The sequence below is a fragment of the Bartonella sp. LB28NMGDW genome (assembly GCF_042194435.1).
GTDB lineage: Bacteria > Pseudomonadota > Alphaproteobacteria > Rhizobiales > Rhizobiaceae > Bartonella > Bartonella grahamii.
Map to the genome: position 1 here is coordinate 82,103 of NZ_JBHIMX010000002.1, position 14,482 is coordinate 96,584.

Consider the following 14,482-nt stretch of genomic DNA (forward strand, 5'->3'; position numbering starts at 1 on the left):
CTTTAATATTCAAAAGAGAAAAATACCTTGTACTGAGGCATTTGAAGCACAAAATTAAAAGCTCTGCATAAACTTTTTCATAAAGCCTTTGTTTTTCTTATTACCTGTTAATCAACATCTAATCCCTGTGCAATTCCACGTTTGAGACAAATATCAAAACGCTTCAGTGTGGCACGAACTGTTCCAGATTTTTGTATGCCAGATTTGGCCAGATTTGGTAAGTATATTGCATCTATCTGTTTGCGTAATTTCTGGAACAAGAAGACAGCCTAATTTGGAAAGAATATAAAAGCATCATGTAAAAATCTATCATCTCCTTACAATTCAGCTTTACACTTTTCAAAAGCATTCATAGCAATATCTTTTTAATAATGATGACGCATTATCTCATGCTTTTGTTTTTACACTCTTCAATGGAGTTACTCCCCTTAGGAAGAACAGAACACCCCAAACAAAATACACTTTTATAGCCTTCATGTACTCATTTTAAAGAAACACCTTTCAATGCACACTCGAACCTATTTCACGATAGCGCCCATGAATGGTATAAAAATCCCCGTGAATAATATAAATCTATAGAGAACATCTTCACACTTATGAAGAAACAAACTGACACCATCATACATTTTTCTCATCCCCAATATTGCGAACATCCTTGGTAATTAAGACAATTAACAAGAGATATTTTTATTCCTTCCTTCAAGCGTTTTTATCTAAATGGCTTTCCCTGCGTGTGACATACAAGCAAGTGACTTTAATTGTTTTAATACAAGAGGATCTAAAATGAGAGAACCTTATGATATTCGGGACTCTCATTCCAGTTGTAAAAAATTAATTATGAATATAAACCAATACTTATCTCATTATAACTCACATTACACCCTTTACGAAAAAACAGATAGAATTTACAAAGAGTACAGCGTTTTCTCGTAAGGTAATCTAGTGCAGAGTTACAATTTGTAGTTCATGCTCATTGGCTCCAGCAAGAGCGATAGAACGCTCATCGGATAAAATGATAGGATAACCTGTTTCACCAAAGAGAGCCCATATCGTAATTCCTGGGGTCATTGGTGGAAGATCTGGAAAATTTTTAGCCAAATCATCTGTACAAACTTTTTTTAAATAGGCAATCTGTCCCGCATCAGAGTAGGATGTGTTCTGAAACGACAAGTTCTGTTTATGTTCTCCCATTTCACTGTTCCTTTACGCCTTAACTTTTATGACTCACCACTACTGACTTTAATTGGAATCTGTTTTATTTCTTTTTTTAACTTTGGTTGATACAGATTAATTGATAAAAGACCATTTTTCAACTCTGCATTTGTAACATGCATCCCTTCCGCGAGAACAAAGGTTCGCTGGAATTGTCGCGCAGCTATACCGCGATATAAATATTGATGATTTTGGTTATCTGTTTGTTTACCATGAATAACCAATTGATTATCATCGAGAAAAATATTAAGATGGTTAATCTTAAATCCAGCAACAGCCAAAGTTATGCGGATATGATTTGCATCATCATTTTTATGCAAACGTTCAATGTTATAGGCTGGGTAAGCCTCATCAGCTTTACCGATACGTTGCAATATTTTTTCTACGGTTTCAAACCCTAAAAGGAAGGGATTGGAGAAAGGTGTCACATGTGTCATTCATGAGTATCCTCTTTAAAACGGCTTTACTTGACCAAACTCTATAAAAGTGTTCGCTGCATTCCTCTCATATGGCGAGCGTGAATGATAACTTCAAGAGAGAAGATTTAAGAGAGTTCAATGCCTCAAAGTACCATAAAATTGTCAAACGTGCGAAATTTATCTGGTATATTATATAATGAAAATGAAATTGCAGAAATATTTCGCCGTTTTTCTGTGCAACGCCCAGCGCCTAAGAGTGATCTTATCTATACAAATATTTTTACGCTTTTGGTTGCCGTTGTGCTTTCGGCTCAAGCGACAGATGTAAGCGTTAATAAAGCGACAAAAGAATTATTTCGCCTTGCTGATCAACCGGAAAAAATGGTTGCATTAGGAGAAGAAGAAATAGCACATCATATCCGTTCAATTGGTCTTTGGCGAGCAAAAGCACGCAATGTTTATGCACTTTGCAACTGTTTAATTGATTGTTATGGCGGTCAAGTACCTGATACGCGTGAAGCACTTATGTCCCTTCCTGGAGTGGGGCGCAAAACGGCTAATGTTGTTTTGAATGTTGCTTTTGGTCAGCCTACATTGGCAGTAGATACACATATTTTTCGCTTAAGCAATCGTCTTGGTTTAGCGCCTGGCAAAACACCGGAGATTGTTGAGAAAAAATTATTAAAGATTATACCAATCCATTATCTTCGTCATGCACATCATTGGCTGATTTTACATGGACGCTATGTTTGCCAAGCACGTAAAGCACAATGTAGGCAATGCATTATTGCTGATCTATGTAAAGCAGCTATCAAAACAAATGCTATTCCGGCACCTTTAGTTGAGCTTCAAGGCAATGGAGCTCCGATTTTTTTGTAATACGGTCTTGCTATTTTGTGTATACTAGCTTATGGAAACACTATTAGAACCGCCCGGCAGGGCATGCCGTGGCTGTTTAAATGCTTGTTCAAGCGTTGGTCCGCTTGAGTGAATAAAATGTTTGATTGAATAAATTAATGTACGGAGTAGCAAAATGCCCAAGATGAAGACCAAATCATCCGCTAAAAAGCGGTTTAAAATCACTGCGTCAGGCAAAATTAAAGTAGCAGCTGCCGGTAAGCGCCACGGTATGATTAAGCGTTCGAATAAATTTATTCGCGATGCACGTGGAACAATGGTTTTGTGTGAACAAGATGCTAAAAAAGTCGTTCAGCATTATTTGCCGAATGGTGTTTAAACCTTACGCTTTTGATTTTGAGGAGATTATAATATGGCACGTGTGAAAAGAGGTGTGACAGCACACGCTAAGCACAAAAAAGTTCTTAAACAGGCTGAAGGTTTTTACGGTCGTCGTAAAAATACCATTCGTGCAGCTAAAGCAGCAGTTGATCGTTCAAAGCAATACGCTTATCGTGATCGCAAAAATAGGAAACGTACTTTCCGTGCTTTGTGGATTCAGAGAATTAATGCGGCTGTTCGCGCAGAAGGTTTAACTTATGGACGTTTTATTGATGGTTTATCAAAAGCCGGTATTGAGGTTGATCGTAAGGTTCTTTCAGATATAGCGATCTATGAGACAGAAGCATTTTCTGCTTTAATTGCCTCGGCAAAAAAGGCTTTGGAATATTTAAAAGATACGACACCTAATGCTTTCGAAGGCGCTGTCAAGTAAGCCAGTCGTGTTCTCTTAAAGCATTTATTTATTCGAGGTCCCGTGCTGGCTGTTGCGAGTGCGGGTTTTTCTTTATTAAAAAATAGGCAAAAATATGAATGATATTGAGCGTCTGGAACAAGAAATTTGTTTAGCCTTAGAGGCAGCAGGTGATGAACAAGCACTTGAGGAAGTGCGTATTGCAGCATTGGGTAAAAAAGGTAGTATCTCTGAAAAATTAAAAGAATTAGGAAAAATGGATGCTGGCGAGCGTCATAAAGTTGGACCAGTTCTTAATGGATTAAAAAATCGTATTTTAGAATTATGGGCACAAAAGCGTGATCTTCTGAAAAGACAGGCAATGGATGCTCGGCTTTCTCGTGAAACAGTTGATGTTACCTTGCCTGTTCGCTCTTCACCTATAGAACGGGGGCGCATTCATCCTATTTCACAGGTAATTGAGGAAATTATTGCCATTTATACGAAGTTGGGTTTTTCTCTTGCAGAGGGACCTGATATTGAAACAGATTATTATAATTTTACGGCATTGAATTTTCCTGAAGGGCATCCAGCACGAGAAATGCATGATACCTTCTTTTTTGATGTCGATAAAATGGGAGAACGAAAATTATTGCGGACCCATACATCACCTGTACAAATTCGCACACTAGAAAAACAAAAAGCACCGATACGGATCATTATTCCTGGAAAAACGTACCGCATGGATTCGGATGCAACACATTCTCCCATGTTCCATCAGGTAGAAGGTCTTGTCATTGATAAAACCTCCACCATTGCCCATATGATGTGGTTACATGAAACCTTTTGTAAAGAATTTTTTGAAGTTCCCTCTGTAAAAATGCGTTTTCGTCCCTCTTTTTTCCCTTTTACCGAACCATCTATGGAAGTGGATATTCAATGTGATCGTTCTGGTTCAGAAGTAAAATTCGGAGAAGGACAGGATTGGTTGGAAATTTTAGGATGCGGAATGGTGCATCCTCATGTGTTGAAAAATGTTGGTTTAGACCCCGATGAATATCAAGGCTTTGCTTGGGGAATGGGCATTGATCGTATTGCCATGTTGAAATACGGTATGCCTGATTTACGGGCTTTTTTTGATGCCGATCTGCGTTGGTTAGACCATTATGGCTTTCGTTGCTTTGATATGCCTGCTTTTTTTCCTAATAGAAATATGTGATCTTAGTCATCGCTTTCATGTGAGGTTTTAAAATGAAATTTACATTGTCGTGGTTAAAAGATCACTTAGAGACAAATGCATCTTTAGATGAAATTTGTGAGAAACTAACAGCTATAGGTCTTGAGGTTGATTACGTTGATGATCGGTCTTCTTTAAAAGGTTTTGTGATTGCAAAAGTTTTAACTGCAATAAAACATCCTGATGCAGATAAACTCCAGATTCTGTCCGTCGATACAGGGATTTCTACACCTGTTCAAGTTGTCTGTGGAGCACCAAATGCGCGTGCAGGTCTTGTTGGTGTTCTGGCACTACCAGGCACTTATATTTCAGGACTCGATGTGACATTATCTGTAGGAAAAATCCGCGGTGTTGAAAGTTTTGGGATGATGTGTTCGCAAGCGGAGCTTGAATTATCAAATGAACATGACGGGATTATCGAACTTCCAGAAGATGCACCTATTGGAGATTCATTTGCAGCTTATGCTGGTTTAGATGATCCGATTATTGATATTGGTTTGACCCCCAATCGCTCTGATTGTACAGGTGTTCGTGGTATTGCCCGTGATCTTGCTGCCACCGGAATGGGAAAATTAAAAGAATTATCCTTGTCAAAATTTGAACCTTCCTTTGAAACACCTCTCGATATTTCATTAGATTTTTCACAAGATTCATCATTATGTTTAGGTTTTGCTTGGCGTGAAGTTCGCAATGTTCAAAATGGAGCATCGCCACAGTGGATGCAACAGCGTTTGAATGCAATTGGTTTGAGACCGATTAATGCGCTTGTTGATATGACCAATTACATCAGTTTTGACCTTGGTCGTCCACTCCATGTTTTTGATGCAGATAAAATTAAAGGTAATTTGTGTGTACGTTGTGCTCGTGAGGGAGAACAGCTTCAAGCACTGAACGGAAAAATCTATCATTTGGGCGCTAAGAATTGTGTCATTGCAGATGACGATGGGATTGTTTCGATTGCCGGTATCATGGGCGGTGAAAGAACGAGTTGTGATGAAACAACACATCGTGTTATTATTGAATCGGCGCTTTGGGATGCGAAAAACATTGCACAAACAGGAAGAGCATTAGGTCTTATCAGTGATGCGCGTTATCGATTTGAACGAGGTGTTGATCCGGCTTTTATGGAAACAGGGCTTGAGATTGCAACAGAATTGGTCTTACGTCTTTGTGGTGGTGAAGTATCTAAGAAGAGGATCGCTGGCTATCAGCAACAAGAAATCAAACAGATCGTTTTTCCTTTTTCTGAAATTAAACGTTTAACCAATTTGGAAATAGAGCCTGAAAAAGTCATCTCTATTTTAACAAAACTTGGATTTTTCGTTGAAGGAAAAGGAGATGTCGTTACAGTAAAAGTACCATCATGGCGCCCTGATATTATGGGGAAAGCCGATTTGGTGGAAGAAGTCATGAGGATTTATGGGCTAGATAAAATTAAACCTATTCCTTTGGAAAACTTCGCAGAAGGAAAAGATCAAATTTTAACATGCGCACAAATTCGTTCACGTGCTACACGTTTGGCTTTAGTGCAACGTGGTATGAAAGAAGCGGTAACATGGTCTTTTATTTCTGAAAATCAAGCTCTTGCTTTTGGAGGAGGTCAAGAAAAGCTTAAATTGGTTAATCCTATTGCTGCTGATATGTCAATGATGCGTCCTTCCCTTTTACCTGGTTTGATTATGGCGGCACAGAGAAATGCTGATCGTGGTTTTTCCGATCTTGCTTTGTTTGAAGTTTCCAATATTTATGAAGGCGATACCCCTGATAAACAACACCGTGTTGTTAGTGGGATTCGTCGTGGAACAGAGCAATTTAAAGGGGCTGGTCGTTTTTGGAATGGAAATGCAACCGTCGTTGATGTTTTTGATGCCAAAGCAGATGCTTTAGCTATTTTAGAGGCATGCGATATGGATGTTGGAAAAGTGCAGATTGAAGTTGGAGCGCCCGATTGGTATCATCCTGGTCGTTCAGGTGTCATAAAACTTGGATCAAAGATTATTCTTGGTTTTTTTGGTGTTTTTCATCCTGCTACATTAGAAAAGTTAGATGTCAGTGGCCCTTTATGCGGCTTTGAAATTTTTCTAGACAGAATTCCAGAATCAAAGAAAAAAACGACCAAAAGCCGTCCTCCTTTGAAACTCTCACCTTTTCAAATGGTGCGGCGTGATTTTGCCTTTATAGCGGATAAAACTGTTGCCTCTTCTCTTATTATTCGTGCGGCAAGTGGAGCCGATAAAAAACTTATTCATTCAGTGCAGATTTTTGATATTTTTGAAGATTTAAGCTTTGGCGAAGATAAAAAATCTGTTGCGATTGAAGTAACTATTCAGCCCATAGAACGGACTCTAACAGATGAAGATTTAGAAAAGCTTGCCTTAAAGATCGTGGATAATGTTACCAAAATGACAGGTGCATATTTGCGCTACTGAGTATTTTCATTTTTTATGAGATATTTTACATGAAGTGGGAGCATTTTTGAGTGCTCCCTTTTTATTTGGCATTCAAGAGCGATGGAGCTTCTTGAAAGCGGTGCTCCTTACCAAAACAAGCTGCTTAAATCATCAATTTTTTCAATATGAAAAAAACTATTTCTAAACATCTTGAAAAGTTATTTTTTCTCTTAATCCTTCATTGCAAATGTAAAAGATAACTGCTATTGCTAAATGATAATGCAAATTATTTGCAATAAAAAGAAAGCATATAGAGGAAAGAGAGAATCAATGAACGTAAAAACGTTTTTCAGCATAGTTTTTGGAAGTGTTATTTTTTTTACACCCAATTTTGCTTTGTGTGCTGGTAAATTTAAAGCTGTTACGACATTCACTATCATTGCTGATATGGCACGCAATGTAGCAGGTGATGCCGCTGAGGTTGAATCCATTACAAAACCAGGTGCGGAAATTCATGAATATCAACCCACCCCACGCGATCTTATGCGTGCCCAGGGAGCTAACCTTGTATTGTGGAATGGATTAGAGTTAGAGCTTTGGTTTGAAAAGTTTTTTCAAAACATCAAGGATGTTCCAAGTGTTGTTGTTTCAAAAGGTGTTGTACCCATTAAAATTGGTGATGGCCCCTTTAGCGGCAAACCCAATCCTCATGCGTGGATGTCACCGACCTCTGCTTTGATTTACGTTGATAATATTCGCGATGCTTTTGTAAAATATGATCCTGAACATGCTGAAATTTATAAAGAGAATGCTGAAATTTATAAACAGAAAATTCGTGCAACAATTGATCCAATTAGGGCTGAATTAGAAGCCGTACCACAAGATAAACGTTGGCTTGTGACCAGTGAGGGGGCTTTTAGCTATTTGGCGCGTGATTTTGATCTAAAAGAACTTTATTTATGGCCCATCAATGCTGACCAGCAAGGAACACCACAGCAAGTCAAGCATGTTATTGATATGGTTCGCAAATACAATATTCATGCAGTTTTTTCTGAAAGCACTATTTCCCCTGCACCTGCTAAGCAGGTTGCCAGAGAAACAGGGGCTAAATACGGTGGTGTTCTTTATGTTGATTCTTTAAGTGAGAAAAATGGTGAGGTACCCACTTATATTGATTTATTACGTGTCACGAGTGGGCGTATTAGCAATGCTTTATTAGAGGGAGTAAAAAGCCAATGATGGAATCTGGAATATTTGCCCAAGGAGTAACGGTAACTTATCGTAATGGACATACAGCTTTACGCGAAGTAAATTTTGAAAGTCCAAAGGGTTCTATTACGGCATTAGTTGGTGTTAATGGATCCGGTAAGTCAACGTTATTTAAAGCGATTATGGGGTTTGTACGCCCCTCAAAGGGAAAAATTCGCATGTTTGATTTGCCCGTTGATATAGCTTTGAAAAAAAACCTTATTGCTTATGTTCCTCAAAGTGAAGATGTTGATTGGAATTTTCCCGTCTTGGTCGAAGATGTTGTATTGATGGGGCGGTACGGTCATATGAATTTCTTTCGCTATGCCCGTACACAAGATTATGAAGCCGTTCGTATTGCCTTAGAACGCGTTGACATGTTGGCTTTTGCCAAGCGCCAGATTGGAGAACTTTCTGGTGGACAGAAAAAGCGTGTTTTCCTAGCACGCGCTCTTGCACAGAAAGCAAAAGCTATTTTATTAGATGAGCCATTTACAGGGGTTGACGTTACAACAGAAGATAAAATCATTGCTTTGTTACAAGATCTTCGTAAAGAAGGAGCAGTGATCTTGGTTTCAACTCACAATTTGGGTTCTGTTCGCGAATTTTGTGATCATACAGTTTTAATAAAAGGAACCGTTTTAGCTTCTGGGTTAACAGAAAAAATCTTTACAAAGGAAAATCTGGAGAAAACTTTTGGAGGGTCTTTGCACCACCATATTTTTGATCTTCAAAGCACAAAAAAAAATGATGTTTTCATGGGAAGAAAGCAGGCTGCAGTTTGTGAAGATATTGAAAGAGTGGAGAACGTTGCATGATTTCTTGGTTGCTTGAGCCACTAAGCTATCAATATATGGTGAATGCAATGTGGGTTTCTGGGTTAGTTGGGTGTGTTTGTGCCTTTCTTTCAGCTTTTTTGATGTTAAAAGGTTGGTCATTAATTGGTGATGCTCTTTCCCATTCGATTGTTCCTGGTGTAGCAGGAGCTTACCTTTTAGGGTTACCTTTTTCACTCGGTGCTTTTTTTTCTGGTGGTCTTGCAGCAGCAGCAATGCTCTTTTTTAACCACCGGACAAAGCTGAAAGAAGATACCATTATTGGACTCATTTTTTCTTCCTTTTTTGCCTTTGGGTTGTTTCTCAAATCATTAAAACCAATGGCTGTTAATATTGATACGATTGTTTTGGGAAATATTTTAGCCGTCAGTTCATCAGATATTCTACAATTGGCTTTTATCGGCTTTTTTTCGTTGCTTATATTGCTTTTGAAATGGAAAGATCTTCTTGTTTCGTTATTTGATGAAACGCATGCGCATGCCATTGGATTAAATGTAAAGTTTTTAAAGATTCTCTTTTTCACATTACTTGCTGCTTGTACTGTTGCTGCTATGCAAACCGTTGGAGCGTTCTTGGTTATTTGTCTTGTTGTGACACCTGGGGCAACAGCCTATCTTTTAAGTGATCGTTTCGTGAATATCTTGGTTATTGCAGTTATAATTGGAACATTCACGAGTGTTTTGGGTGTTTATGTGAGTTATTTTTTAAATGCACAAACGGGGGGGGTTGTTGTGCTTTTTCAAGCATCTTTATTTGTTTTGGCTTTTATTTTTGCTCCTAAACATGGGTATATTGCTGCGCGCTTACGCATAAATGCGGCAAAAAAGGGTGTAATATTATCATGATTGATCAATTACTGCTTCCGTTTCAGTTTTCTTTTATGCTTAAGGGTATGCTTATTGTCATGATTCTTTCTATTCCCATGGCGATGCTTTCCTGTTTTCTTATTTTGAAAGGATGGGCGCTGTTAGGCGATGCCATTTCTCATGCAGTTTTTCCAGGTGTTGTTGTTGGCTATATGACAACACCATGGGTAATCGCATTTTTAACTTCTTTGCCATTTGCTTGGTTTCAGCATATGCGTCCAGAGAATATTACAATGACTTTGATTACTTGCGGTGCTTTTGTTGCAGGAATGGTGTGTGCACTATTAACGGGTTTTTTAGGGAGCAATAGCCGTATCAAACAGGACACGGTAATGGGTGTGGTATTTTCTTCGATGTTTGGTTTGGGGCTTGTTTTAGCCACGTCTATTTATAGTAGCTTAGATTTAAATCATATTCTATTTGGTAATCTTTTGGGTGTTAACTGGCTTGATATAACACAAACGGCGATTATTTCTGCTGTTGTCACTTTCATTTTAGCAGCAAAATGGCGCGACTTTATGCTGTATATTTTTGATACAGTTCAAGGACATGCAATGGGGTTACCAATATCTCTACTCCACTATACCCTTCTAACGATGATTTCTCTTACAATTGTTGCGGCTCTGAAAGCTGTAGGTATCGTGCTCGTTATTTCTTTACTGATAGCACCAGGAGCAATTGCTTATCTTGTTACAAAGCGGTTTTCTTTTATGTTAATGATCGCGATACTTGTTGCAGCTTTTTCTGGTTTTTTAGGGATTTATCTCAGCTTATTTATCGGCTCTGATTCTGCTTCCACAATTGTGTTGATCTTGACGTTGATTTTTATGGCTATTTTCATGATGATTTTCTTTCGTCAAAACACAGTTCAAGAAACTTGAAAGTGTTAAATTTCATGCATATCAGCCATGCATTTTTATATATTGTTTCTCATTTTTATTTTAATTAGAGTTCGGGGTGCTAGGTTATTTTTCCTCCTAATGTCTAGCAGGTGAATGCAGTGCATTTTCTCCCCCCCCCCAACGCTGCATTCTTAATTAAGAGGCTGCATTGATTTATTCTGCAGCCTTTTTATTTTTTTGATTTTCTAAAATCTCTTCTCTTTTCTTGAAATCATTTAAAATGATTATCATATTGCGTAAGCTATTCGGTATTTTCAAGGAACTTATAACAGCAAAGACGCTTACGCATAAAAGGGTAGAACGTAATTGTGCACTCGGACATGTAAACAGAAAAAAACAGATACAATGTTTTTGTAGAAGGTTTTGCGTAGAGGAAAATAGTACGAGAAAATGAAAAACGATTTGAAGATATCGCATCTTTTGCGTATCTGCTATTATATAGCAGGTTGGATAATGGTTATATTAGGTATTATCGGTGTAGTATTACCTATTATGCCAACTGTGCCTTTTTTATTGGTTGCCTCATGGTGTTTTACGCGTTCTTCTCCACGTTTTCATCAATGGTTGAATAATCATCGTATTTTTGGTCCCCCTCTTAAGCGATGGGAAGAAAAAAAAGCAATCTCTCCATTCGTTAAAGTTTTTGCAATGATGAGTATGACAGGAGGATTTTTATCCTTTTTCGTAATGGTACACCCTCCTTTATGGATTTCCTTACTTGTTGCGGTTATATTATTGCTAATTGGCATTTATATTGTAACACGTCCATCTTCATAAGGATAGAAAAGGCTTTATGAGATATTCTTTTTAGCTTCGACTTATTTGTAAAAACTATGAGGACTTTTAAGTTTTGAATATAAGCTCTCCATATCCAAAATGCATATGAAGTAGTAAGCTTTTTGAAAGCAATTAATTAATAATATGTTTGTGAAATGATTTTTATGAACAAAGAAGACTGTTTACGCACACTCAAAATGTTCTCACTTGGATAAACCACATTCATGGAAGAGAGTCATTATTTTTATAAGACATGTTTGTATGAATCTCTATATATACGTCATTGAAAAGTCATTGATATGATAGCCTTTTCTTTCTAAAAAGACGTTTCGTTTGTTTTCATATCTCTTAATGAGGATATAATACAAAGCTTACTAAACATCATCATTTTATACTTATACAGTTAAGAAACCGGTCTATTATATCAATCTTTAATGTTACATCTGTTCTTAGCTTAAGGATAATTCTTAAAAAACAACAGAATTTTTCAGATGGTTTTATGCATACACGCATTCTTATTATAATATGCGAATAAATAAATTCTCTATCTTTGTATAAGTTTATTCGAAATAAAAATATTATTGCATTCTCTGTTTGTTAATGAGGTCATGCCCCCCATGTAAAACAAAAGGTCTCCCAAATCATGTTATTTACACATTTATTTTTATGAAACATTTCTCAACGCTTTACGCATTTCATGATAGCAGACCATACATTGGATAAAGTAAAATCTCCTGTAAAGTTTATAAAATCTATTTGGGCACTATCATCCTTGCCTTGCAAAATGCACACTGATAGTCACCATGCTATTTGTCATCCTCCAATGTTGCCTTAGCAATTCCTAATGTTACAATTGTAGCTTATCATTTGGTTTTGTATATTTTGACGCTAGTTTTTTTACCAATTTATTTTTTTTCAAAGAATTTTAAAGGTGTTCTCAAAGGGGTTTCAAAGCCTTTTTTCATTTTTACTATGGAAACGCATTTTTTCTGATTTTCGGTAATTTTTGCAATTTTAGGCGTCAAAATTTATTTTGACAAAATGCGCATTTAATGGTCAAAATTGTACATAAAAACAACAAATTACCACGTATTCCTACTTAATCCTATCTCTTCCCACTTAGTACAAAACCTACTGTCGAGCTACAACAACAACCCTTAAAAATTGAAAATCTTCATACACGCAAGGAGATTAGTGTGCTTGATTTAACAGGGTTGAAATGAGAAAAATTTATGATATTCGCGCTCATTCAACATGCAAAATGATAGTATCTTGTTATGCCGTATAACACCGTTATTTATGAAAATGATATAAGGAAGCCCCCTTGGCTAAACTTCCCTAGCACGTTAAGTATTTTTTTAAATCTGATCTGTCGATCCTTATGTAAGTGAAGCGTATGCGTGGTAGCCCAAGTAGAATCTGCTCAAAAAACAGCCGAACTATTTACAGATCAGCAAAGGTTAAGAACCCCATCTTTAGGGCAGGACAAAAATCAATCTTATAAACAATATGGTGAGTCAATATACTCGTTTTAAAGAACCGGAAACTACGTCTTTATAGATCTAGCAATTCGCTTTTTATTACTAAAAAAATTGAGATAACGTTGTACTTCTTTTGAATTACCGATCGTTTTTTCAGGATTATCTGAAAGTTTTACGGCTGGTCGACCATTAGCATAGGTCACCTTACAAACAAGGGAAAGAGCATCAAGAGTTTCGATTTCCTGAGGTGCACAGCCTGTAAAGTCATTGGTAAGATCCGTGCCCCATCCAAAACTCATGCGCACTCTACCATGGAAATGATGATAGGTTTTTTCAATTGTATTGACATCAAGAGCATCAGAAAAAATTAAAAGTTTTTCGCGTGGATCTTTTCCTTTTTCTTTCCACCATTGAATAATACGTTCGCCACCTTCAATAGGGGGCGCACTATCGGGTCTGAAACCTGTCCAATCAGCGACCCAATCTGGTGCATTGCGTAAAAATGCTTCTGTACCAAAGGTATCAGGTAAAACAATGAGAAGATTTCCACCATAATAACGGTTCCAATCTTGCAAGACTTGATATGGAGCTCTGCGTAATTCATCATCGTTGTTGCTGAGAGCCGCAATAACCATGGGCAATTCGTGTGCATTGGTTCCAAGAGCTTCTAAATCCGTATCCATGGCAAGAAGAACATTAGAAGTTCCAGTAAAAGAATTACCAATGCCTTCTTTTAATGCTTCCACACACCAGCGCTGCCATAAAAAAGAATGGCGACGCCTTGTCCCAAAGTCAGATATTTTAATATCAGGCAATTTTTTGAGACGTTCAACTTTACTCCACATTTTTGCTTTAGCACGCGCATAAAGTACATCAAGAGCAAAACGATCTAGTTTTTTGAGAGCTGCACGTGAACGTAATTCACTGATAATAGCAAGGGCTGGAATTTCCCATATAGAGCTATGAGCCCACGAACCATAAAAATGAAGCATATATTGGCCATCTTTGCGGGTTAGTTCATATTCTGGGAGTTGAAAATTCTCAAGCCACTGAAGAAAATCCGGTTCAAAAATTTGTTTGCGTCCATAAAATGTATTACCAGCAAGCCAGATCATTTCTTTTTTTGTAAAGCGCAAACTAAGAGCATGATCAAGTTGAGCACGTAATTCACTCTCATCAATATCATCGGCAAGACGTATTGTTTTAGAGCGATTTATGAGGGAAAAAGTAACATTAACATCAGGATACAACCCCCAAATCATCTGTACCATAAGAAGCTTATAAAAATCCGTATCGAGAAGTGAACGAATAATGGGATCAAGTTTCCAAGTATGATTGTAAACACGTCTAGCAATATCCGGATGATTCATAACCCTTTTTCTTTCAGTCTCATAGAATCTAAAATTATTGTGCACCAATATGGTCAATATAGGGAGTGCAGAAAATATAACAATTCTGTGGCTTTGAGCAAGAATAAAAAAGCC

At 37.4% G+C, this 14,482-nt stretch carries 14 protein-coding genes; 10 read left to right on the forward strand and 4 right to left on the reverse strand.

The window, feature by feature from the left end:
* Positions 1–107 precede the first annotated feature (107 nt).
* From ACFIKG_RS01755 to ACFIKG_RS01765, 3 genes are all read right to left on the reverse strand, one after another.
* On the reverse strand, positions 108–260 hold the full coding sequence (locus ACFIKG_RS01755) for a hypothetical protein (RefSeq protein ID WP_375625444.1): 153 nt from the start codon (positions 258–260) through the stop codon (positions 108–110).
* Between the two features lie 679 nt (positions 261–939).
* Entirely contained in the window at positions 940–1,191 is a 252-nt protein-coding gene (locus tag ACFIKG_RS01760) for a DUF1150 domain-containing protein (protein ID WP_012754519.1), read from the reverse strand.
* 26 nt (positions 1,192–1,217) lie between these two features.
* The gene (locus tag ACFIKG_RS01765) at positions 1,218–1,649 is read right to left on the reverse strand and encodes an Hsp20 family protein (RefSeq protein ID WP_375651638.1); all 432 of its coding nucleotides are present in this window, start codon (positions 1,647–1,649) and stop codon (positions 1,218–1,220) included.
* A gap of 120 nt (positions 1,650–1,769) precedes the next feature.
* Between ACFIKG_RS01765 and nth the strand changes: the two genes are divergently transcribed.
* From nth to ACFIKG_RS01815, 10 genes are all read left to right on the forward strand, one after another.
* On the forward strand, positions 1,770–2,510 hold the full coding sequence (gene nth / locus ACFIKG_RS01770; RefSeq protein WP_375651639.1) for an endonuclease III: 741 nt from the start codon (positions 1,770–1,772) through the stop codon (positions 2,508–2,510).
* Positions 2,511–2,664: 154 nt separating this feature from the next.
* On the forward strand, positions 2,665–2,868 hold the full coding sequence (gene rpmI, locus ACFIKG_RS01775; RefSeq protein ID WP_012754516.1) for a 50S ribosomal protein L35: 204 nt from the start codon (positions 2,665–2,667) through the stop codon (positions 2,866–2,868).
* 33 nt (positions 2,869–2,901) lie between these two features.
* The gene (gene rplT / locus ACFIKG_RS01780; RefSeq protein WP_375625447.1) at positions 2,902–3,303 is read left to right on the forward strand and encodes a 50S ribosomal protein L20; all 402 of its coding nucleotides are present in this window, start codon (positions 2,902–2,904) and stop codon (positions 3,301–3,303) included.
* Positions 3,304–3,397: 94 nt separating this feature from the next.
* On the forward strand, positions 3,398–4,480 hold the full coding sequence (gene pheS, locus ACFIKG_RS01785; RefSeq protein ID WP_375626226.1) for a phenylalanine--tRNA ligase subunit alpha: 1,083 nt from the start codon (positions 3,398–3,400) through the stop codon (positions 4,478–4,480).
* A gap of 32 nt (positions 4,481–4,512) precedes the next feature.
* Positions 4,513–6,927 (forward strand): phenylalanine--tRNA ligase subunit beta, encoded by a 2,415-nt coding sequence (pheT, locus tag ACFIKG_RS01790; RefSeq protein ID WP_375626224.1) that lies wholly within the window; start codon positions 4,513–4,515, stop codon positions 6,925–6,927.
* Between the two features lie 291 nt (positions 6,928–7,218).
* Complete coding sequence (locus tag ACFIKG_RS01795; protein WP_375625450.1) at positions 7,219–8,127, forward strand: metal ABC transporter substrate-binding protein; 909 nt, start codon at positions 7,219–7,221, stop codon at positions 8,125–8,127.
* Positions 8,124–8,954: a manganese/iron ABC transporter ATP-binding protein gene (locus ACFIKG_RS01800; RefSeq protein WP_375626222.1), complete on the forward strand. Its 831-nt coding sequence runs from the start codon at positions 8,124–8,126 to the stop codon at positions 8,952–8,954. Before ACFIKG_RS01795 ends, ACFIKG_RS01800 begins: the two co-directional genes overlap by 4 nt.
* The gene (locus tag ACFIKG_RS01805) at positions 8,951–9,817 is read left to right on the forward strand and encodes a metal ABC transporter permease (protein WP_375625452.1); all 867 of its coding nucleotides are present in this window, start codon (positions 8,951–8,953) and stop codon (positions 9,815–9,817) included. Before ACFIKG_RS01800 ends, ACFIKG_RS01805 begins: the two co-directional genes overlap by 4 nt.
* Complete coding sequence (locus ACFIKG_RS01810) at positions 9,814–10,719, forward strand: metal ABC transporter permease (RefSeq protein ID WP_012754509.1); 906 nt, start codon at positions 9,814–9,816, stop codon at positions 10,717–10,719. The genes ACFIKG_RS01805 and ACFIKG_RS01810 overlap by 4 nt, the downstream gene beginning before the upstream one ends.
* Before the next feature lie 411 nt (positions 10,720–11,130).
* Entirely contained in the window at positions 11,131–11,517 is a 387-nt protein-coding gene (locus ACFIKG_RS01815) for a YbaN family protein (protein WP_375626219.1), read from the forward strand.
* 1,546 nt (positions 11,518–13,063) lie between these two features.
* Here the strand turns inward: ACFIKG_RS01815 and pncB are convergent.
* A complete protein-coding gene (gene pncB, locus ACFIKG_RS01820) occupies positions 13,064–14,368 on the reverse strand; it encodes a nicotinate phosphoribosyltransferase (protein ID WP_375651640.1) in 1,305 nt (434 codons plus the stop codon).
* Positions 14,369–14,482: the final 114 nt, after the last annotated feature.